A 20,376-nucleotide genomic window follows, 5' to 3' on the forward strand; every position below is an offset into this window, starting at 1 on the left:
CTTTCTTTGCTTTGTTCCGAATTGTATGCATTTTCAGAGAAAATGTCTACATGCTGCGGACAATTCTTTTGATTTTCTGCATTTGAAGGAGGTGTATCGGTTCCCGCTTCAGGCTGTTCGTTTTTCACTTTCAGTTCTTCCTTGAAATAGGGTAGGGAGTTCAAATCCCTCTTTCTTCTTTTGGTTGCTTCCAACCATACCTTCTGTAATTCTATGGAAGTCAGCACTTGCTGTTCTTTATAGATTTGAGGATCAAAGAATCCTTTTTCCACTAGAATATCCACAATGCCTTGCATCTCTTCCTCATTGATATCTTTTCCTACCTTATTCGTGAAGAGTGTACATTGCTCACAGTCCCATTTCAGATAATACCCGTTTTCTTTGTGTATTTTGCACAGCAGCTTTATAACTGCTGCTGTGCCTTTCAACCCAAATTTGGCTTCAATCAATTCTATTGCTATTTCTTCGAATAGGTTTACTTTGAATGGGAAATATAGCATTCCCCCATACATCATAGCCATGTGTTCTTGATTTTGATTTCAACTTTCAACTCTCAACTCTCAATTAATCGGTCTCCATTCCAAGAAGTTCTCCAATTGAAAGCTTCTCCATGCCTGTTGTTCTACATCCCAATATATCAGTGTACCGGTTACTTTGGTAATCTCATATTTTCTTCTGAATCCTGTTTCGTATGGTATTAGGGTTGCTTTCACTAGTTTGAATGTTCCGTCTTGTTTGTAATAAGCGATAAGTGCATATCCATACTGCATGTGGTCAATCAGTTCTTCAATTCTTTTTGCCATCCATGCGGCGCATGTTTCAGTGTACCCTTTTTGGAGCATGATACGTATTTTCCATAGATTCCGGAGTGCTTCGTGAAGTGAAGCGGACTTCTTTTGCTTTTTCATAGCATTACAATTTTAAATTATTAATAGAGTTTTTTCCGTTTGGTATGTGATCTGTCAGGGCGTAGTAAAAGAAAGGATGTCGTCTTCAAGAAGAAGCGACATCCTTGATTATGCGGAGCGGCTTGGTCATTTATCAAAGTGGCGACAAAGATAAATGGTATTCCGATAGGGTGTATATATTTAATTATTGCGTGTTTTCATCTTGTTTTTGCAGCTTTTTTCTTTCTTCTTTTCCTTTATCTCTTTTGCATGCAAATCTCTGTAAACTTCCCCAAGTTCTTGCTCTATAGTTCTGTTTGATAGCGGCTTTTCATCATTAGAGAGTAGTAGTTTGGATTTAAACAGGATGTCTGCTAAAGCTTTCATTCCTGTTGGACTTTCTTCGTCAAAATATCCCTGCTCATACCATTCAATAAACATCTTTTCTATTTCTAATCTATATTGGGGAAGTACCCCAAATATGATTCCGCAATGAGGGCGTCCTACTTGCTTTTTAATGCTTGATTCATTGCTGGTTGTCTCTTCCTTACATGATTTACCTAACTTTTTTTTTGTAAGCTTTTCAGCTTTACATCTTGTTTCATAATACTCTTTTTTTAATGAATAATTTAATATATGTAAAATGTAAAAAAGGTGCAAAGGTAGTACAAACTCGTAAATTGGGGAATTTAATTATATGATGATAAATTTTTGATGATGATAGTTTACTAGGTATTATGTTGATATTTAAATTGATGAGATGGTATTCTGTAGGTGTTTTTTTAACGTTCGTTTAATGGACGTCAATATTTTAGAAAAGAAGTAGAGGTCGAAAAGCTAAAAAGAAACAGAAAATAAAAATATTAAATACTCTAAATAACTAATTGTAAATCTGCATATTACAGTAATTCATTAGTCGTTTCAAAAATATTTTTATTAAACATTTTGTTGGTTTCAAAAATACACATTATCTTTGCGTCCATTAAACGAACGTCTAAAAAACGCTTTTATGCTTATAACACATTCGTTTATAGATTATTACCTATCAGGTAATGCGCAATTATAGAGAATCTGTTGGCAAGAGGGGTACAAAGCTTGCCGTATTATACATAAAGTGCTCGCAAGTGATTGAATTTCAAGCGTATGTAAGAAGTTTAAAGCCCCGGGAGAATGCCCTTTTCTGAACAAAATCATAGAATGGAAGTTGATAAAGAGACCGAACTATGGTACGCTATGCGTGCCACCTACCGTAGGGAGCCTGATGCCATGCGTCTTCTTGAAAAGGAGAAATTAGGTTGTTTCGTCCCCATGCAATATAAGATAAACATAAAGAAGGGTAAAAAAGTTCGTGCCCTTGTTCCTGTTATCCATAATTTGATCTTTGTCCACGCCTGCCCTTCCGAAGTGAAGCGTGTCAAGTCTCAGGTCACTTACCTTCAATATATCACCGATACCCGTAGCGGTCAGAAGATCATTATCCCCGACCATGAAATGCAACGTTTCATTGCTGTTGCCGGTAGCTATAATGACCATCTCATGTATTTCCACCCCGATGAACTGAACCTTTCAAAAGGTACCAAGGTTCGTATTATAGGTGGTGATTTCGAAGGGCAGGAAGGTGTTTTTCTGAAGGTGAAAGGTGCCCGTGACCGTCGTGTGGTAGTTGAAATCCGGGGTGTGATTGCCGTAGCTATGGCTACCATTCATCCCGATCTTATAGAAGTAATCAGATAATTGATGGCTTACAATTCATAATTTATATTTCCTAATGACTCTTTCCGAAGAAACGATTTCTCTTCAGCGTGCTGCGCACGAACTGATGTATCTGGGTATGGACGGTAGCCATGTCTATAGTGATGACCTGTCTCGTCGGAACGGTGAAGTTTACCGCCTTACGACGTCTTTGTATAATTCCGGTGCCCGTGGTGTTACTCCCGAAGAACAGGCTGATGTATGTCTTGCCCTCCTGATGGGTTATAACGCCTCATTCATTGACCACGGTGAAAAACAGGCACATATACAAGAGGTTCTGGACCGTTGTTGGGATCTTCTCGAAACTCTTCCCGCCTCTTTGCTGAAGCTCCGCCTTCTTACCGCCTGCTATGGTGAGGTGTTCGACGAACCTTTGGCTGAGGAAGCCCGTACCATTATCGCTTCCTGGGACTCAGTGTCACTCACGCCCGAACAACAGGAAGCCGTCGACGAATTCCTGAATGTGTTGGACAATCCTTATCCTTGGGAAGAAATCTCCGGTGAAACGGAATAAATACAAAACAAACGCTCATCATGTCATCCGCTCAAATTAGGATTTTCCGTCAACGTATTTCATCCAAAGTATTGCCCATTTGGACCATACTCCTGGTGGATGTACTGATCGTTGTCCTGTCCATGCTTTTGGCTTATAGTTTCCGCTATGGCCTCTCCAATCTTTTTGAAGAAAGCTCCACGGTCGATTCGGCCATTTTATGGGCGGTGATTGTCAATCTTGCTTTTTTTCATATTTTCCGTACCTCCTCAAATGTGTTGCGCTTCTCCTCCTTTGTGGACATTATGCGCATATTTGTTTCATTGACTGCGGCATACGCATTGCTGATGGTCATCAGCCTTTTGTCGGAAAGTATTCTTGATAAGAAACTGGCTTCAGCCGGTCTCCTGTTCATGTCCTATATCATCAGTTTCGCTATGATGTCCTGTTTGCGCATCCTTGTCAAAACAGTCTATGATGCATTGAATTTTGACCGTTTACATAGTGCGGACGTATTCATTTATGGAGTCAAAGAAGCCGGTGTGAATATAGCCAAGACCCTACGTGCTAACTTACGTTGCCATTATCGTCTTCGTGGTTTCATCGCCGATGAACCTGAACTGGTAAATAAAGTAATCATGGGTGTCCGTGTATTCCCTAATGATGACACCCTGCTGGATAACCTTAGTAATTGCGGTGTGCAGACTGTTATCGTTTCTCCCGCCAAGATGGATGACCTGAAGAATTCCGACATGGCGGACCGTCTGCTCTCACATGACATTAAACTGATGACTGCTCCCGCCTTGAGTGAATGGAACGGTAAGGCGTTGAAGAGTACTCAGCTTAAAGAGATTCAGATTGAAGACTTACTTCAGCGTGCTCCTATAGAAATTGATATACACAAAGTTGCCTCTCATCTGGAAGGCAAGCGTGTGTTGATAACCGGTGCTGCCGGCTCTATCGGCAGTGAGATCATGCGCCAGGTAGCTTCTTTCAATCCCTATAAACTGATTCTGGTAGACCAGGCCGAAACGCCTTTGCATGATATTCGCCTGGAATTGCAGGACCGTTGGCGTGATATTGACGCTGAAACGATCATTGCAGATATCTCCAATGCCACCCGTATGGAAGAAATCTTCAGGGAATTCAACCCCCAGTACATTTTCCACGCCGCTGCTTACAAGCATGTCCCTATGATGGAGGATAACGTTTCCGAATCGATTCAAGTGAATGTATACGGTACGCGAACCCTCGCTGATCTGGCTGTAAAATATGGTGTAGAGAAGTTCGTGATGATTTCTACCGATAAGGCGGTCAATCCTACTAATGTAATGGGCTGTTCTAAACGTATCTGTGAGATATATGTGCAGTCATTAGCCAAGAAATTGCAAAAGGAAGGTGCACACGCCACCCAATTTATCACCACCCGTTTCGGTAATGTGTTAGGCTCCAACGGTTCCGTTATTCCCCGTTTCCGCAATCAGATTCAACGTGGTGGTCCTGTCACAGTCACCCATCCTGAGATCATTCGTTATTTTATGACCATCCCGGAAGCTTGCCGCCTTGTTCTGGAGGCTGGCAGTATGGGTAATGGCGGAGAAATCTACATCTTCGATATGGGTAAACCCGTTAAGATCGTAGATCTTGCCCGCCGTATGATCACCCTTTCCGGTCGTACGGATGTGAAGATTGAATTCACCGGTTTGCGTCATGGTGAAAAGTTATATGAGGAACTCCTGAATGTGAAGGAACTTACCAAACCTACCTATCATGAGAAGATCATGATCGCTACGGTGCGTGAATATGATTATGACGAGGTGAAGGTATGTATTGAAAACCTGATCAGGATAAGCTATACTTATGACCAGATGAAAATAGTCTCTGCGATGAAGGAGCTCGTTCCTGAATTTGTCAGTAAGAACTCTTGTTTTGAAGTACTTGATATGAAACTAAACTAATCCTTTTCAAATAAAAACTCCGGGAACCGTGGAACCCACCCTTTCATTACTACGCGAAGTAATAAATATAAATCACCCGGGTTCCACGTTCCCGGTTTTCAAAAGGATCTGACTAATAATACAACAATAAATCATAAACAATAAATCATAAATTTTCATGCGTCGAATATTTTTATTGATTTTCTCTCTTTTTCTTTTTACTAGCCTTTATGCACAGCGTATGTCTGATGAACAGGTTATTCAGTACGTAAAAGCGGGTCAAGCTGCTGGTAAGTCGCAAAAGCAGATGACTACCGAGTTGTTGCGCCGTGGTGTGACTCAGGAACAAGTATTACGAATCAAATCCAACTATGAGGCAGTCAAGGGTGAACCTGTGAATGCTGACAATATACCGACTCAAATGCGTAAGCGTTCTGTAGGCTTGGGTGAGTCTTATGAAGCTGCTGAACTTGAAGATCAGAAAGCGGTTATCGATGAGAAACAAAATACGCAGGCTCAGCCCGAAGTTCTTGGAAAACAGATCTTCGGTCATAATTTATTTCAAAATAGAAACTTGTCTTTTGAGCCGAGTAGCAACCTTGCTACTCCGATCAATTATCGTTTGGGTCCTGGTGATGAAGTTATCATTGATATTTGGGGAGCTTCAGAGAATACCATCCGTCAGGTAATCAGTCCTGAGGGTAGCATTCAGGTGAAAGACCTCGGTCCGGTTCACTTGAATGGTATGACTGTAAAAGAAGCGAATGCTTATTTGCAACGTGAATTTTCAAAAATCTATTCCGGCATAGGTGGCAATGATCCTAATTCCCAGATACGTTTGACGCTTGGCGATATTCGTACTATTCAAATAAATATAATGGGAGAAGTCTCCGTTCCGGGTACTTATACTCTTTCAGCTTTTTCCACGGTTTTCCATGCCTTGTATCGTGCAGGGGGCGTGAATAAAATCGGTAGTCTACGAGGAATCAAACTGGTGCGTAATGGTAAGACGATAGAAACTCTTGATGTTTATGATTTTATCATGAAAGGTAAGATGAATGATGATATCCGCGTTCAGGAAGGCGATGTAATCATTGTGAATCCTTATGAATCCTTGGTAGAAATCGTAGGTAAAGTGAAACGTCCAATGTATTATGAGATGAAACCTTCTGAAACGGTTGCTTCCCTTTTGAAATATGCAGGCGGTTTTACAGGTGATGCCTATAAAAAGGCTGTTCGCATTATTCGTAAGAGTGGTCGAGAACATCAGGTATTCAATGTGGACGAAATGGATTATTCCGTATTCCGTCTGGATGATGGTGATATGATTACCACTGATGCAGTACTGGATCGTTTTGAAAACAAAGTAGAGATTAGTGGTGCTGTTTATCGTGCGGGTCTCTACCAATTGGACGGTACTGTTAATACGGTAAAACAATTGATCAAGAAAGCTGAAGGTCTCCGTGGAGATGCATTTCTAGGTCATGTATTACTGGATCGTGAGCGTGAGGATCTTTCTCATGAAATGATATCTATTGATTTGAACGGTCTGATGAATGGAACTGTTGCGGACATCCCCTTACAAAAGGAGGACCATCTTTATATCCCCAGTATCAATGACTTGAAAGAGACAGAAACAGTTTCTATCTACGGTGAGGTACTTAATCCGGGTACATTCCTTCATTCAGATAATATGTCTATTGAAGATCTGATAATCCAAGCGGGTGGATTGAGTGAAGCCGCTGCTACGACAAGAGTGAGCGTTACGCGTCGTATAAAGAATCCCAAAAGCACTACATACAGTAGCAAACTGGCTGAAACATTTACTTTCGATATCAAGGATGGTTTGATAATGGGTGACGGCAATTTCCAATTGCAACCTTTTGATATGGTTCAAGTCCGCCGTAGTCCTGCTTATCAAGTACAGCGTACAGTTACTGTTGCTGGTGAGGTACTGTTTAGTGGTAGTTATTCACTTTTGAAGAAGAACGAACGTTTGAGTGATTTGATAAACCGTGCAGGTGGTATTACACCAGAAGCTTATATTATGGGGGGCCGTTTGATCCGTAAAATGAATGATGAAGAGAAGCGTCGTGAGAGAGATGTGATTCGTATGGCTTATAGCGGTGAAGGTAAAGATAGTATCTCTACTGCAAAATTGGCAATATCGGAGACTTATACAGTCGGTGTGGATATGGGTAAAGCTTTGGCTAATCCAAGTAGTGACTATGACATTGTTCTGCGTGAAGGGGATATGATATATATTCCGGAATACATCAATACAGTGAAGATCAGCGGTTCGGTAATGTACCCGAATACAGTCACTTGGGAGGGAGGAAAGAAATTGAAGCATTATGTTAATATGGCCGGTGGTTATGGTGATATGGCAAAGAAAAGCAAGGCATATATTGTTTATCTGAATGGAACCGTAGCCCGTGCCAAGAAGAGTGATAGTCATTTGATACAGCCCGGTTGTGAGATAATTGTTCCGAGTAAGAAAGAGAAGAAGCGTATGCAATTAGCGGAGATTATGGGTATGAGTTCTATGACTGCAACAATTGCGGCGATGGTGGCTACTTTGACTAATACTTTTAAATAAAGAAGTGATATGAGTGAAGAAATACAGAATAATACTCCACAGCAATCACAAGAAGGACAAGAAATTGATTTGTTGGAACTTGCACTGAAGGTTTGGACAGAGCGTAAATGGGTATTGAAATGTTGTGGATGGGCAGTACTTATTGGATTAGTTATTGCTTTTAGTATTCCAAAGGAATACACAGCTACAGCAACTATTGCTCCGGAATTGTCTGATGGTAAGAGTGGGGGAGGACTGTCTTCCCTTGCTGCAATGGCAGGCATTAACATGAATACCTCTTCTGGTGCTGATGCTATTTATCCAGACTTATATCCTGACATAGTGAGTTCTACTCCCTTTATCATCGGTCTTTTCAATGTACCGGTAAAAGACTTGAATGGAGAAATTGATACTACCCTTTATTGTTATCTGGATAAACATCAGCGTACTCCGTGGTGGAGTGTGATAACTTCTGCTCCTTTTAAATTTTTTGGTTGGATTGTTTCTCTGTTCAAAGATGAAGAGGAAAAAAATGGTGTGAAACAGTTTGATCCTTTTCATTTGACTAAGGATGAGACGAAAATAGTAAAGTTATTGAGTAACTGTATTAATGTCTCAGTTGACAAAAAGACTGGGCTTACCACCTTATCGGTTACAATGCAGGAGGCTCGTATTGCTGCTTGCCTCACGGATAGTGTAATGTACCGTTTGCAAAATTATGTCACAGATTACCGTACGAACAAAGCACGTCAGGATTTTGAGTTCCAGAAGGGGCTTTTTGAGCGTAAAAAGAAAGAATATGAGGTAGCTCAGGAAAATTATGCCCAATTTGCTGATGCTAACAAGAATATTATTCTTCAGAGTTACCGTGCTGAGCAAGTACGTCTGGAAAATGAGATGAATCTTGCTTATCAAGTCTATACAAGTGTTGCACAGCAGTTACAGATGGCTGAGGCGAAGGTTCAGGAAATAACCCCAGTCTATACAGTGGTTGAGCCTGCAACAATACCTATCCGTGCATCCAAACCAAGTAAAGCAATGATTCTGATAGGTATTGTCTTCTTGACGGGAGTTGCTTGTACCAGTTGGATATTGTTTGGAAAAGATTTTCTTGCGGCTCTTAAAAAATAATAGAACAAATTTGCAATATTCAATTCTGTATATAGTTTGTATCGTAGTCTATTATAAGTATTATTATAGACTGACTCAAATTTTATGAAACATTTTATTTCTCAGTTCTATTTCGATCAATATAGGTGAATTTATAAAATCAGTAAAATATAAACAGTTTGTATAACCATGATTATGTCATTTAAGAAGGTTTCTTCGGTGGTTAATGGTTGATTTCAGTATGACAACTATTTCTCAAAATAATAAGCGCATCGCCAAGAACACTATAATGCTTTATATCCGTATGCTGCTAATAATGATAATAACACTTTATACAAGTCGTATAGTGCTTCAAGTGTTAGGCGTAACAGACTTTGGTATTTATAATGTAGTAGGCGGTGTTGTGGCTATGTTTTCCGTATTGTCAGGCTCTCTTTCAGCTGCGATTAGTAGATTTATAACTTTTGAACTTGGCAAAGGAGATAAAGAGAAGTTAAAGAAAGTGTTCTCTACTGCTGTTAATATTCAGTTAGGACTTAGCATTGTAATTTTTATTTTGGCTGAAATAGGTGGAGTTTGGTTTTTAAAGGAGAAAATGAATATACCACAAGATAGAATGATGGCTGCGCATTGCGTTTTGCAATTTTCAATCTTTACATTTATGATAAATCTAATAAGTGTTCCATACTATGCTGCTATTATAGCTCACGAACGTATGACTGCTTTTGCTTATATTAGTATTATTGAGGTAACTATTAAATTAGGTGTTGTATATCTTTTAGTCTATTCTGTTTTCGATAAATTGATGAGTTATGCTGTTCTACTTTTTATTACAGCTTTGATTGTCCGCTTTGTTTATGGTTTATATTGTAAACGACATTTTGAAGAATGTACATATCATTTTGTTATGGACAGACCATTAGTAAAAGAAATGACAGGTTTTGCTGGTTGGAACTTTATAGGTGTTTCCTCTTCCGTTCTACGTGACCAAGGTGTCAATATTGTGATAAATTTGTTTTGCGGACCAGTAGTTAATTCCGCCCGAGGAATAGCTTTTCAAATTAATTCAGCTATTTGTAGTTTTATATATAACTTTACTACAGCAATAAATCCTCAGATAACAAAATCATATGCTACAGGAAATTATAAATATATGATGTCTCTTGTGCAACAGGGTTCTCGTTTCTCTTTTTACCTATTATTATTACTCTCACTTCCTGTGTTGTTTGAAACCAAAATTATCTTGTCATTATGGCTTAATATTGTACCTGAATATACTGTTGCTTTTACTCGCTTGGTTCTTGTTTTTGCATTAATCGAATCTTTTTCTGCTACTTTGATAACGGCTATGCTTGCTACGGGTAATATTAAGAACTATCAACTTTTAGTTGGGGGGATTCAACTTCTTAATTTGCCTCTGTCTTATTTAGTTTTAAAATTAGGTTTTGCACCTCAAAGTACATTGATTATAGCTATTGGGTTATCTTTGTGTTGTTTGTCTTCCAGGCTATATATGCTTCACGGGATGATAAAACTATCTGTGAAAAAGTACATGAAAATTGTTCTCCTTAATGCCTTTATAGTTAGTTTACTCTCTTGCTTTTTTCCTATGATAATATATGTTCGTTTTGAAGAAAGTTTGTCTCGTTTTTTTTTATTGACCTTCATGTGTCTGTGTAATACCCTTTTGGTGGAATATTTTGTAGGTTGCACAAGTTCGGAACGTGCAATGATAGGAAATAAATTGTCTCAATTAAAGTCTAAACTTACAAAATGAATAGAATAAATAAAGCAAAAGAGGATTGTTGCGGTTGTTCTGCGTGTGCAAGTATATGTTTTCATAAGGCTATTAAGATGGAGCCTGATGGACTGGGATTTCTTTATCCTAAAATTAATGATGACCTCTGCGTTGATTGCGGTTTGTGCGAAAAAGTTTGTTCTTTCAAGAGTGATTATGACCATTCTACTAATTATGAAACACCATTGGCTTATGCTGTACGTCACAAAGATATGCAGGAAATAGAAACAAGTAGAAGTGGTGCTGCTTTTATAGCTCTATCAGATATAATAATAAATAATGGTGGCGTGGTATATGGAGCGGGATATGAAGGACACTTTAGAGTTGTCCATAAACGGGCTACCAGTAAAGAAGAACGTAATGAGTTTAAAGGTTCTAAGTATGTTCAAAGTGATATGAATAATATTTTTTCACAGGTAAGAACTGATTTGAGAGATGGTTTGCAAGTTGTGTTTAGTGGAACACCTTGTCAAACATCAGGGCTTTTGTCTTATGTAGAAAAGAAACTTAGAATGAATCTTTTTGTGGTAGATATAGTATGTCACGGTGTTCCAGCTCCATATATTTGGCACGATTATCTAAACTTTATAGAAAAAAAAGTGGGTGAAGAAGCTATAGCGGTGAATTTTAGAGACAAAGGTCGTTTTGGATGGTCGGCACACAAGGAGTCATTTACTTTTAGGCGTGGAATTACATATAACTATACTTATACATACGCATTCTATGAACACATAATGTTCCGCAAGAGTTGTGGAAAATGTAAATTTGCGAATTTGAATCGTCCGTCTGATGTTACTATTGCAGATTTTTGGGGATGGCAGAAAATTGCTCCAGAATTTAATACCGACAACAAGGGTGTTTCTTTGGTCTTGGTCAATACTCCAAAAGGCAAGGAATGGTTTGATTCGGTGGTAGAAGAAATTAGAAGGAAGGAAGTGAAAATAGAGAGTGTCATGCAACCTAATTTAATTCACCCGACAGAAATTCATAAACATCGTGATAATTTTGAAAGGGACTATACGCAAAAAGGGTTTATATATGTAATGAAAAAATATGGTAATTGTGGCTGGAGGTATAAAGTGAGGAGAAGTTTACTGCTTATCAAAATAATTTTGAAACGAATTACAAGAAGATGATGAAAATAGGTATTTTGACTTTTCATTGCGCTCATAATTATGGTGCGGTACTTCAAGCTTATGCTCTTCAGGAATGCTTAAAAGAATTAAATCATGAAGTAGCTATAATTGATTATCGTCCAAATTATTTAATAAAACCTTATCAATCTTTTTATATAAGGAGATATATAAGACGCAATATTATTAAGGGGATTTGTTCGTTGATCTTAGAGCCTTTTCTTTATTCAAAAAGAAAAATTAAATTTCACAATTTCGATAATTTTATAAAAAAGAAGTTGCTCCTTTCAGAATATAGTGGTCTTGAGCATACCGATTATGACATGATCGTTTTAGGGAGTGATCAGATTTGGAATCCCAATTTAACTGGTGGAACTTTTGATTCGGTTTATTTTGGAGGAAATTTTAAAGGGCGAATAGTTTCTTATGCAGCGAGTATGGGTATTGGTGAGATACCTGAAAAGTCAAAAGAAAGAGTAAAAAAGATGCTCCAGAGAATTTATATGATAGGTGTTCGAGAGATATCAATGATAAGGCCTTTACAGCAACTTTGTTTAAATTCTGAAATTAGTTTGACTCTTGATCCGACGTTGTTGGCTGGAAAGGCTGTTTTTGATAGAATAAAGGTAACTCCCTTAATAAAGAACCCTTATGTGCTGGTTTACCAAGTTGTAGTAATTCCCGAAACATATAGGATTGCAAATGAGATAGCTCGACAAATTGGAGCCGAAGTTTTTTATTGTGGAGCTTCTTTAAAAATTAATGTTAAAGATAATTGTGATCAAACAACTTCTCCAGAGGAATTTGTTGGCTATTTTGCCAATGCTTCGTGTGTCGTAAGTACCTCTTTTCATGGAACTGCTTTTTCTGTAATTTATAATAGACCCTTTTATACAATAAAATTAGGTAGTGAAACAGATTTGCGCTCTATTTCTTTTCTTAAAAATATAAGTTTGTCTCATCGCATGATAGACAAGGAGAGTTCCCCAATTTTTTCAGAAATAGATTATACCGATGCTAACAAACATTTGCATGATATGAGAATGAAATCTTTAGATTTCCTAATATCAGCGACAAAAAAAGATACATTAATATAATACCATTAGGTATCATTTGAACACTATATTTTATGTATTCTTTACCTTATATAATATTTGTCATAATATTTTCTTTGTTGGCATATTTGTCATTTCAATATCGGAGTGTGGAGAAAAGTAATTATTATATTATTTTCTTATTGTATTTATTCTTTTTAGGCTTTAGGGGATATGTTGGGTCTGACTTTTTTATGTATTATGAAGTGTTTCAATATTTGCCTGTTTTTGATGGTAAATGGTCTTTCCAACTATTGAGCGATGTCACGATAGAAAAGGGCTTTTTGTTGTATATGACTCTTGTTAAGAGTATATTCAATGATTATTCTTTCTTTGTATTTATAAATACTTTTGTAAATATAATCTGTATTTTAGTTTTTCTGAGGCGTTATTCTTCTAATGTCGCATTGTCATTAATTGTATTTTTAGAGATTGGTGGTCTTATATTTGAAACAGATGTTTTGAGAAATATGAAATCTGTTCTGCTATTTATTCTTTCAATAAAATACATAGAACAGCGCAGGTTGCTTCCATTTCTTACATTTAATCTTATAGGTTTGTCTATGCATAGTTCTGCTATCATTTATTTACCTATGTATTGGTTGATAAATAGACCTATAGGATTGAAAACGTTTTGGGTACTATTTATATTGGGAAATATTATATACTTAGGAAAAATACATATTTTATCAATAGCGGTAACTCCTTTTTTGGGCCTTTTGGGAGGTCGATTTGAATTACTTTCAAATAATTATTTAGACACAGGGATTGTAAGCGATTATGGATTTACTATGGGCTTCTTTCTAAGAATAGCTGTTGCGGTAATGATAAGCTACTATTATGAAAGAATTAAGGCTTTGCATTCTTATAATATTATATTTATCAATTGTATTTTTATTTATTTACTTTTATTCTGTTATTTCAGTGAAATTAGAATTTTGGCCATAAGAATGACTAATTTGTTTTTCTTCTCATATGCAGTCATTATTCCTCAGTTTGTTTATCTATTTCGTGTTCGGTCTAATCAGATTATTTACATAGGTATAGTTTGTTTAATCTCCATATTAAAAGTGAATGGTAAAATCAATACTCCTATTTATGAATATGATTCTGTACTTTTTGAGCATAAAGATGCTTATGAAAGGAAAATAAATATTGATGATTTTTATATTGGATTAGAGTAATATAGTATTGAAATGATTAGTGTTGTTATTCCTTTGTATAATAAAGAGCACACAGTTCTTAATTGCATTCACTCTGTTTTAAATCAATCTTTCACACAGTTTGAGCTTCTTGTTATTGACGATGGTTCTACAGATAACAGTGTAAATGAAGTATCTAAGATTGCAGATGAGAGGATTCGTATTATTCATAAAGCTAATGGCGGTGTATCTAGTGCAAGAAATTTTGGTATAGAAGTCGCTTCTTTTGAGTTTATTGCATTTTTGGATGCAGATGATTCTTGGGCACCTAACTATTTGGAAGAAGTAGTTAATTTGATACATAAGAATCCTAATTGTTGCCTCTATGGAGTTAGGCAATTCCAATTGTCACAGAAGGGAGAAAAGTTCTTGTCTGCAACTATTGGAGATATTCCTATTTGTTTTTTCCACAAAACAGAGTATTTTGAATATGCGCGGATATCTATTCTTTTTCATGCCTCTGCGATAACAATCAATAAGCAACGGTTGGGCTCACACCATATACTGTTCGATACTAATCTTAAAAGAGGAGAAGATTTGGATTTCTATTTTCAGATAGCATTAGTAGATGATATGATATTCCTTAACAAACCATTGACTTATTACAATCTTGATGTTGAAGGAAGTGCAATGAAATCTCTATGTGATATTCGTTATCGATTAATAGGAAATATATCTCGCTATAAATGTGACATGGAAAAATCATTAAGTGTAAGAACATTTTTTTCTGAATATATTCTTTCTTGTCTTCCTTCACTCATTCGAGATAAAGTATCTTACAAAATAATAGATGAATTGTCATCCTTGATTGATGTTAAAACTTTACCTCTATCTAAGAGACTCTTTTATTATTTACCCAATTTTATGAAATCGCTAATTTTTAAACTGCTTAAGCGACAGTAATGGAAAATATAGGAATTATCACTATTCATCGAATATTTAACTATGGATCTGTATTTCAGGCTTATGCTCTTCAAAAAGTGTGTGAGGATTTAGGTTACAGAACAGAAATAATTGATTATCGCTATCCTAACGTACAGCATCAGAATAATAAGTTTGCGACAATAGGAGATTTTCAATCTAATGAGCCAATATGGATTAAATATCTATTTGTAAAAGCTTTATTGCGGCAACACCGAGGGATTAATAATTTTGTATATCGGTATCAACATTTATCACCTATGACTTATAATTCTCCAGAAGAACTGAAAAAAAATCCTCCTCAGTATGATGTGTATATTACGGGGAGTGATCAACTCTGGAATCCGCGTCATTGTAATGGTGATCCGGCTTTTTTACTTCATTTTGCCCCAGAGGACGCAATGAAGATTTCTTATGCAGCAAGTGTTGGGGTGGGCAGTATACCTTTGGAATTGCATACACTTTATAAAGAACTATTAGACCGTTATAAGCACATCTCGGTGAGAGAAAGTTCTGGTATAAATGTAATACATGACATTACGGGAATGGAAGTAAATGCTGTGCTTGATCCTACACTACTTCTTAATAAAGATGAGTGGAATAAAATAGCTACACCTAAACGTCTAATAAAGAAAAAATATATACTTTGTTACTACCTCAATTATACATTCGATGCTTTTCCTTATGTGGATAACTTGACTGACCATATGCAGAAGCAAACTGGTTATGAAATAGTTCATGTAGCAAGACCTCCACATAAATTAGTTTATTGTCACACAAAGTATCGTGTGGGTGCATCTCCAGAAGAATTTCTTGCTTTAGTAAGAGATGCAGAAATGATACTTACTACCTCATTTCATGGAACTGCCTTTGCTCTCAACTATGGGAAGCCTTTGTTGACAGTCGTACAAGATAAAAATGCAAGTGATAGTAGGCAGGTAAGTTTAATGCATAAGCTTAATCTTGACACTCAAATATTATCTGTCAAGGATGCTTTCCCTGATAAGAGCCTACTTTTCTATAATGTGGACGAAGAACAAATTCGGTTAGAAATATTGCGAAAAGAATCTAAACAGTTTTTGATTAATGCACTCCGAGATGAATAAGATAAAACTCTGTGATTATAAAAGTTGTACGCAGTGTTATGCTTGTCAAACTATTTGTCCTAAAGGATGTATTTCAATGCAAGAAACAATAGATGGTTTCTTGATTCCTAAGATAGATTATGAAGCTTGTATAGCGTGTGGAATATGTGTGAAAGCTTGTCATATATTGACTCCAAGTATACAGTGTCAAACTCCGATACATTCTTATGCTTGTTGGACAAAATTGTTAGCTGATCGTAAAAAAAGCTCTTCAGGGGGTGCATTCTCGGTTATAGCACGAAAGATACTCAGTTTGCAAGGTCTAGTCTATGGTGCATCAATGTGTGAAGATTTGAAGGTGCGCCACATTGGCATAGAGAGTGTTGACGATTTGATTCGGTTGCAAGGTTCAAAGTACTTGCAATCCTATGTAGGGAGTATATATAAGGAAATTAGGACACAACTTTGCAAAGGTAGAAAAGTACTTTTTACTGGGACTCCTTGTCAGGTAGCAGGTTTGCTTACATATTTACATCGAAGGTATGACAATTTATATACCTGTGATATAGTTTGCCATGGGGTGCCTTCGCAGAAGGCATTTGATATTTATGTTGACAAGATTGGTCTGAAGGATAAGTGTAAAAATGTGAGTTTTAGATTTACAGATGGCTGGGGATTTCAAATGTCCAAATATTTAGTATTCCCGACTAAAAATGAATATAGCGATAAAAGAGTGATATTCCCTAAGAATGCCTATTATTTGAGGGCATTTACAAAAGGATTGATGTTTAGTGAAGCTTGCTATGCGTGTGAATATGCTCGACCAGAAAGAGTGAGTGATATTACTTTAGCTGACTATTGGGGAATAGGTGTGAAGATACCATTCAATCATCCTACATCTAAAGGTGTGTCTTTGATGTTGGTAAATAGTGAGAAAGCTTTAACGTTGTTGAATGACTGTTCTGATTTATTTATGGAAAAAAGGCCTTTGGTAGAGGCCATAGAGGGTAACTATAACCTTTCACATGTTTCAAAAAGGCCGAAGGGCAGAAATACTTATTTTGCAGATTCTCAAAAACTGTCGATAGATACACTATCTGCTAAATATGGTATTAAATCTTCTATTCGTGATTATTTACGTCTTTTGAAGCAGATGATTAATACATTTAAATAGAATTCCTTTATGAAAATAAGTTTTATCATTCCTGTTTATAAAGTAGAAAAATATTTGGATGAATGTGTAGAGAGTATTTTGACACAAACATACAAAAACTTTGAGATTATTTTAGTGGATGATGGTTCTCCCGACAATTGTCCTGCAATGTGCGATACTTGGGCTGTTAAAGATAGTAGAGTCAAAGTGTTGCATAAAATTAATGGAGGTCTCTCTGATGCCCGTAATGCTGGTGTTCGAATGGCGACGGGAGAATATGTGATATTTGTAGATAGTGATGATTTTTGGATAAATAAAGACTGTTTACGAAAGTTGATGGAGGTGGTGAAAAACAATCGAGATTGTGATTTTATTAATTTCAACTGTTCCTATTATTATACAGATACCGATCTTTATCGTAAATGGGTAGCTTTTGATGAAAGATTAGCTTATCCTACAGATAAAAATTCTGCTATGCATTTATTGGTTACATCGGGTACAATGCCTATGAGTGCATGCTTGAAAGTTATTTCTTTGAGATCCCTTTTAAATATGGGGTTGACTTTCGTTAAGGGTATTCGTGGTGAAGATATTGTCTGGTTCATCGATTTGTTGGATGGTTGTGAGAAATGTATGTTTGTCAACCATTATATTTATGCGTATAGACAAAATGTGTTAGGCAGTATTACTAATACAGACAGTGAACAAAGTTTCAATGATCTTTTTAATCTTTTGAAGCTGGAAATAGAAAGAGTAAATATTAGGACATTTTCGGATTCTGCAAAAAATGATTTACGGTCTTTCTTTGCTTATGAATTTTGTATCTTACTTTCTTTAATTGGCTCACTTAGGTCGGATATTCGTAACAATAAACGCAAACTGTTATTGGAATATAGATGGTTGCTTCGTTTTACTAGTAATCCCAAAGTAAGAAAAGTTGCCTGGGTCAATAGATTTTTAGGGATTCGATTTACTGAATGGTTACTGAAGTTTTATATTAGTAAATTGAAAAAATAGTTTATATTGGGACTATAGCGGTTGTTTGCAAAAGATATGACAATCAAAAAATATAAAATCATCCGATCTGTAACAGTGGATGAGTCATTAGGCTTTATTGAGCCGATGATCCCATTTTTGAAAGAAAAATATGAGGTGCAATTGCTATGTTCTCCTGGAAAGAAGATAGATCGTATTTGTCGGGAATATGGAATAATGGGGCATCGGGTATGTATGTTTCGCAGGATATCTTTATTCAAAGATATCAAATCATTATTCCAACTTATAAGGGTATTTCATTCAGAGAGACCATATATTGTACATTCAATGACTCCAAAAGCGGGATTGCTTTGTATGTTAGCAGCTTGGTTCACTCGAGTTCCTCGAAGAGTGCATACATTTACAGGACTTGTTTGGCCGACTACTTCAGGTTTGTATCGTAAGATATTGATGGTAACTGATTGGCTGACTTGCGCCTGTGCGACACATGTGATTCCCGAAGGACAAGGAGTGCTTAATGATTTGCAACGACACATCACTAATAAACCAATGCGAGTATTGGGATATGGTAATGTTTGTGGTGTGGACATGGTTAAATTTAGCCGTAGGCCGGAGGTTATAGAGCAAGCTAATGTACTAAAAAAAGAGGATGTTTTTACGTTTATATTCGTAGGGCGTATTGTGGGGGACAAAGGTATAAATGAGTTAGTTATGGCTTTCTGTAAGTTGAATCAGAAATACCCTTATACTCGTTTGTATCTTGTGGGAAGCTATGAATCGGATTTAGATCCTGTGAGGCTTGATACATTGAATACTATCAATACAAATCAAGCGATTGAGGCAGTAGGTTCGAAATTTGCGGATGATTTGTTGGCTTACTATGCCGCCAGTGATTGCTTTGTATTTCCTAGTTATCGTGAAGGTTTTCCGAATACCGTTTTGGAGGCTGGTGCCATGGGGCTTCCATGTATCGTGACGGATATAAATGGTTCTCGTGAGATTATTGTCAATGAAAAGAATGGGATGATTATCCCTTTTAAGAATGGGGATGCTCTTTACAATGCAATGGAACGGATGCTTCTAAATAAGGAGCAGACTCAGCAGTTTATTGCCAATGCACGACCAATGATTGAAAGTCGTTTTGAGCAAGGATTTGTGCGGCAGTGTTTGTATGAGTTTTATGATGAAATAATAAGTTGACAGTTTACTATAAATATAAACTCTATGAATAAGAAAATTGTAGTTTTCGGTGCTACCGGAAATTTAGGTGCATATATAGCTGTTCATATGAAGGAGCAGGGATATGATGTAATTGCTGTTGGTCACAGGAAAAATGATAATAATTTTTTTGCTGATCGTGGAATACCTTATTATTCTGTTGATATCAAAGACCCTAATTCTTTTGATATTCTGCCGCTTGAGGATGTATATGCAGTAGCTCATTTTGCGAGTTCATTACCTTCACGTTATGCATTTGATCCAATTGAACTATTTGAATCCATAACCATTGGCACATTGAATGTATTGAACTGGATGCAAAAGCTGAATTGTAAAAAAATCGTATTTCCTCAGACTCCTTCCGATATGGCAAAATATCATAATCAGGAGGGATTAATTCCTGGTGACGTTCCAAGACATTTTCCACTTACAGGCGATCATGCCATTTACACGATTGCTAAAAATGCAGCTGTTGATTTAATGGAACATTATCGGGCTGAATATGGAATTCATTTTTTTGCACTTCGCTTTTTTACAATTTACCAGTATCATCCGAATGCCTATCACTATGCTGACTATAAAAGGAGAATGATGCCTTACAGAATGTTAATGTATAGAGCAAGTAAAAGTCTGCCTATTGAAATTTGGGGGAATTGTAAGAAAAAGAAAGAGATGGTATATGTTAAGGATTTCGTAAGATTGGTCCAAGCTTGCATTGAGTCAGACAAGGAAGGTGGCGTTTATAATTGTGGTAACGGTTGGCAAGTTTCGCTGGAGGATCAGATTAAAGGTATCATTGAAGTGTTCTCGCCTAAAGATAGACCATCTGAGATTATTTATTGCCCTAAGAAGCCGGACCCCTTGCAGAATGCTTTTGATATGACTAGGACTTTTGAAGATTTTCCGACCTATCGCCCGGAATACAGCTATCTGGATCAGTTGAGAGATTTCAAAAAAGAAATGAAAGAGGAACCGATGGCTCAACTTTGGGGTACAAAAGATGATTATACAGAATGAGA

General features: G+C 36.8%; 18 protein-coding genes. 15 read left to right on the forward strand and 3 right to left on the reverse strand.

The window, feature by feature from the left end; translation table 11 throughout:
• From Q1W14_RS16415 to Q1W14_RS16425, 3 genes are all read right to left on the reverse strand, one after another.
• Window positions 1-521, reverse strand: a 521-nt coding sequence (locus Q1W14_RS16415) for a DUF4373 domain-containing protein (RefSeq protein WP_300703356.1), incomplete at its 3' end; no start/stop codon positions are given.
• A 39-nt stretch (window positions 522-560) separates the two neighbouring features.
• Window positions 561-908: an SH3 beta-barrel fold-containing protein gene (locus tag Q1W14_RS16420; protein ID WP_300703359.1), complete on the reverse strand. Its 348-nt coding sequence runs from the start codon at window positions 906-908 to the stop codon at window positions 561-563.
• 180 nt (window positions 909-1,088) lie between these two features.
• Window positions 1,089-1,547 carry a hypothetical protein gene (locus Q1W14_RS16425; RefSeq protein WP_300703361.1) on the reverse strand — a complete coding sequence of 153 codons (459 nt, stop codon included), beginning with the start codon at window positions 1,545-1,547 and terminating at the stop codon, window positions 1,089-1,091.
• 537 nt (window positions 1,548-2,084) lie between these two features.
• Between Q1W14_RS16425 and Q1W14_RS16430 the strand changes: the two genes are divergently transcribed.
• The 15 genes from Q1W14_RS16430 to Q1W14_RS16500 all read left to right on the forward strand — a co-directional run bounded on the left by Q1W14_RS16430 (window position 2,085) and on the right by Q1W14_RS16500 (window position 20,374).
• Window positions 2,085-2,621, forward strand: a complete 537-nt coding sequence (locus Q1W14_RS16430) for a UpxY family transcription antiterminator (RefSeq protein ID WP_300703363.1) — start codon at window positions 2,085-2,087, stop codon at window positions 2,619-2,621.
• 34 nt (window positions 2,622-2,655) lie between these two features.
• Window positions 2,656-3,153 carry a UpxZ family transcription anti-terminator antagonist gene (locus Q1W14_RS16435; RefSeq protein WP_300703366.1) on the forward strand — a complete coding sequence of 166 codons (498 nt, stop codon included), beginning with the start codon at window positions 2,656-2,658 and terminating at the stop codon, window positions 3,151-3,153.
• Window positions 3,154-3,173: 20 nt separating this feature from the next.
• Window positions 3,174-5,090, forward strand: a complete 1,917-nt coding sequence (locus Q1W14_RS16440) for a nucleoside-diphosphate sugar epimerase/dehydratase (protein WP_300703368.1) — start codon at window positions 3,174-3,176, stop codon at window positions 5,088-5,090.
• Between the two features lie 157 nt (window positions 5,091-5,247).
• Window positions 5,248-7,668: an SLBB domain-containing protein gene (locus Q1W14_RS16445; RefSeq protein ID WP_300703370.1), complete on the forward strand. Its 2,421-nt coding sequence runs from the start codon at window positions 5,248-5,250 to the stop codon at window positions 7,666-7,668.
• A 9-nt stretch (window positions 7,669-7,677) separates the two neighbouring features.
• Entirely contained in the window at window positions 7,678-8,778 is a 1,101-nt protein-coding gene (locus Q1W14_RS16450; protein WP_300703373.1) for a Wzz/FepE/Etk N-terminal domain-containing protein, read from the forward strand.
• Window positions 8,779-8,998: 220 nt separating this feature from the next.
• Window positions 8,999-10,534 (forward strand): oligosaccharide flippase family protein, encoded by a 1,536-nt coding sequence (locus Q1W14_RS16455; RefSeq protein ID WP_300703375.1) that lies wholly within the window; start codon window positions 8,999-9,001, stop codon window positions 10,532-10,534.
• Window positions 10,531-11,691, forward strand: coding sequence for a Coenzyme F420 hydrogenase/dehydrogenase, beta subunit C-terminal domain (locus Q1W14_RS16460; RefSeq protein ID WP_300703377.1), 1,161 nt, complete (start codon window positions 10,531-10,533; stop codon window positions 11,689-11,691). The genes Q1W14_RS16455 and Q1W14_RS16460 overlap by 4 nt, the downstream gene beginning before the upstream one ends.
• Entirely contained in the window at window positions 11,688-12,785 is a 1,098-nt protein-coding gene (locus Q1W14_RS16465; RefSeq protein WP_300703380.1) for a polysaccharide pyruvyl transferase family protein, read from the forward strand. Before Q1W14_RS16460 ends, Q1W14_RS16465 begins: the two co-directional genes overlap by 4 nt.
• Before the next feature lie 107 nt (window positions 12,786-12,892).
• Window positions 12,893-13,966 (forward strand): EpsG family protein, encoded by a 1,074-nt coding sequence (locus Q1W14_RS16470; RefSeq protein WP_300703382.1) that lies wholly within the window; start codon window positions 12,893-12,895, stop codon window positions 13,964-13,966.
• Between the two features lie 12 nt (window positions 13,967-13,978).
• A complete protein-coding gene (locus tag Q1W14_RS16475) occupies window positions 13,979-14,887 on the forward strand; it encodes a glycosyltransferase family 2 protein (protein ID WP_300703384.1) in 909 nt (302 codons plus the stop codon).
• Window positions 14,887-16,011 carry a polysaccharide pyruvyl transferase family protein gene (locus tag Q1W14_RS16480; RefSeq protein ID WP_300703387.1) on the forward strand — a complete coding sequence of 375 codons (1,125 nt, stop codon included), beginning with the start codon at window positions 14,887-14,889 and terminating at the stop codon, window positions 16,009-16,011. Before Q1W14_RS16475 ends, Q1W14_RS16480 begins: the two co-directional genes overlap by 1 nt.
• Window positions 16,004-17,164 (forward strand): Coenzyme F420 hydrogenase/dehydrogenase, beta subunit C-terminal domain, encoded by a 1,161-nt coding sequence (locus Q1W14_RS16485; RefSeq protein WP_300703390.1) that lies wholly within the window; start codon window positions 16,004-16,006, stop codon window positions 17,162-17,164. Before Q1W14_RS16480 ends, Q1W14_RS16485 begins: the two co-directional genes overlap by 8 nt.
• Window positions 17,165-17,173: 9 nt before the next feature.
• A complete protein-coding gene (locus Q1W14_RS16490) occupies window positions 17,174-18,160 on the forward strand; it encodes a glycosyltransferase family 2 protein (protein WP_300703392.1) in 987 nt (328 codons plus the stop codon).
• Between the two features lie 105 nt (window positions 18,161-18,265).
• On the forward strand, window positions 18,266-19,339 hold the full coding sequence (locus tag Q1W14_RS16495) for a glycosyltransferase family 4 protein (protein WP_300703458.1): 1,074 nt from the start codon (window positions 18,266-18,268) through the stop codon (window positions 19,337-19,339).
• A 24-nt stretch (window positions 19,340-19,363) separates the two neighbouring features.
• On the forward strand, window positions 19,364-20,374 hold the full coding sequence (locus Q1W14_RS16500) for an NAD(P)-dependent oxidoreductase (RefSeq protein ID WP_300703395.1): 1,011 nt from the start codon (window positions 19,364-19,366) through the stop codon (window positions 20,372-20,374).
• The last annotated feature ends 2 nt before the right edge of the window (window positions 20,375-20,376 follow it).

This window comes from Bacteroides sp., assembly GCF_030151085.1.
Taxonomy (GTDB): Bacteria; Bacteroidota; Bacteroidia; order Bacteroidales; family Bacteroidaceae; genus Bacteroides.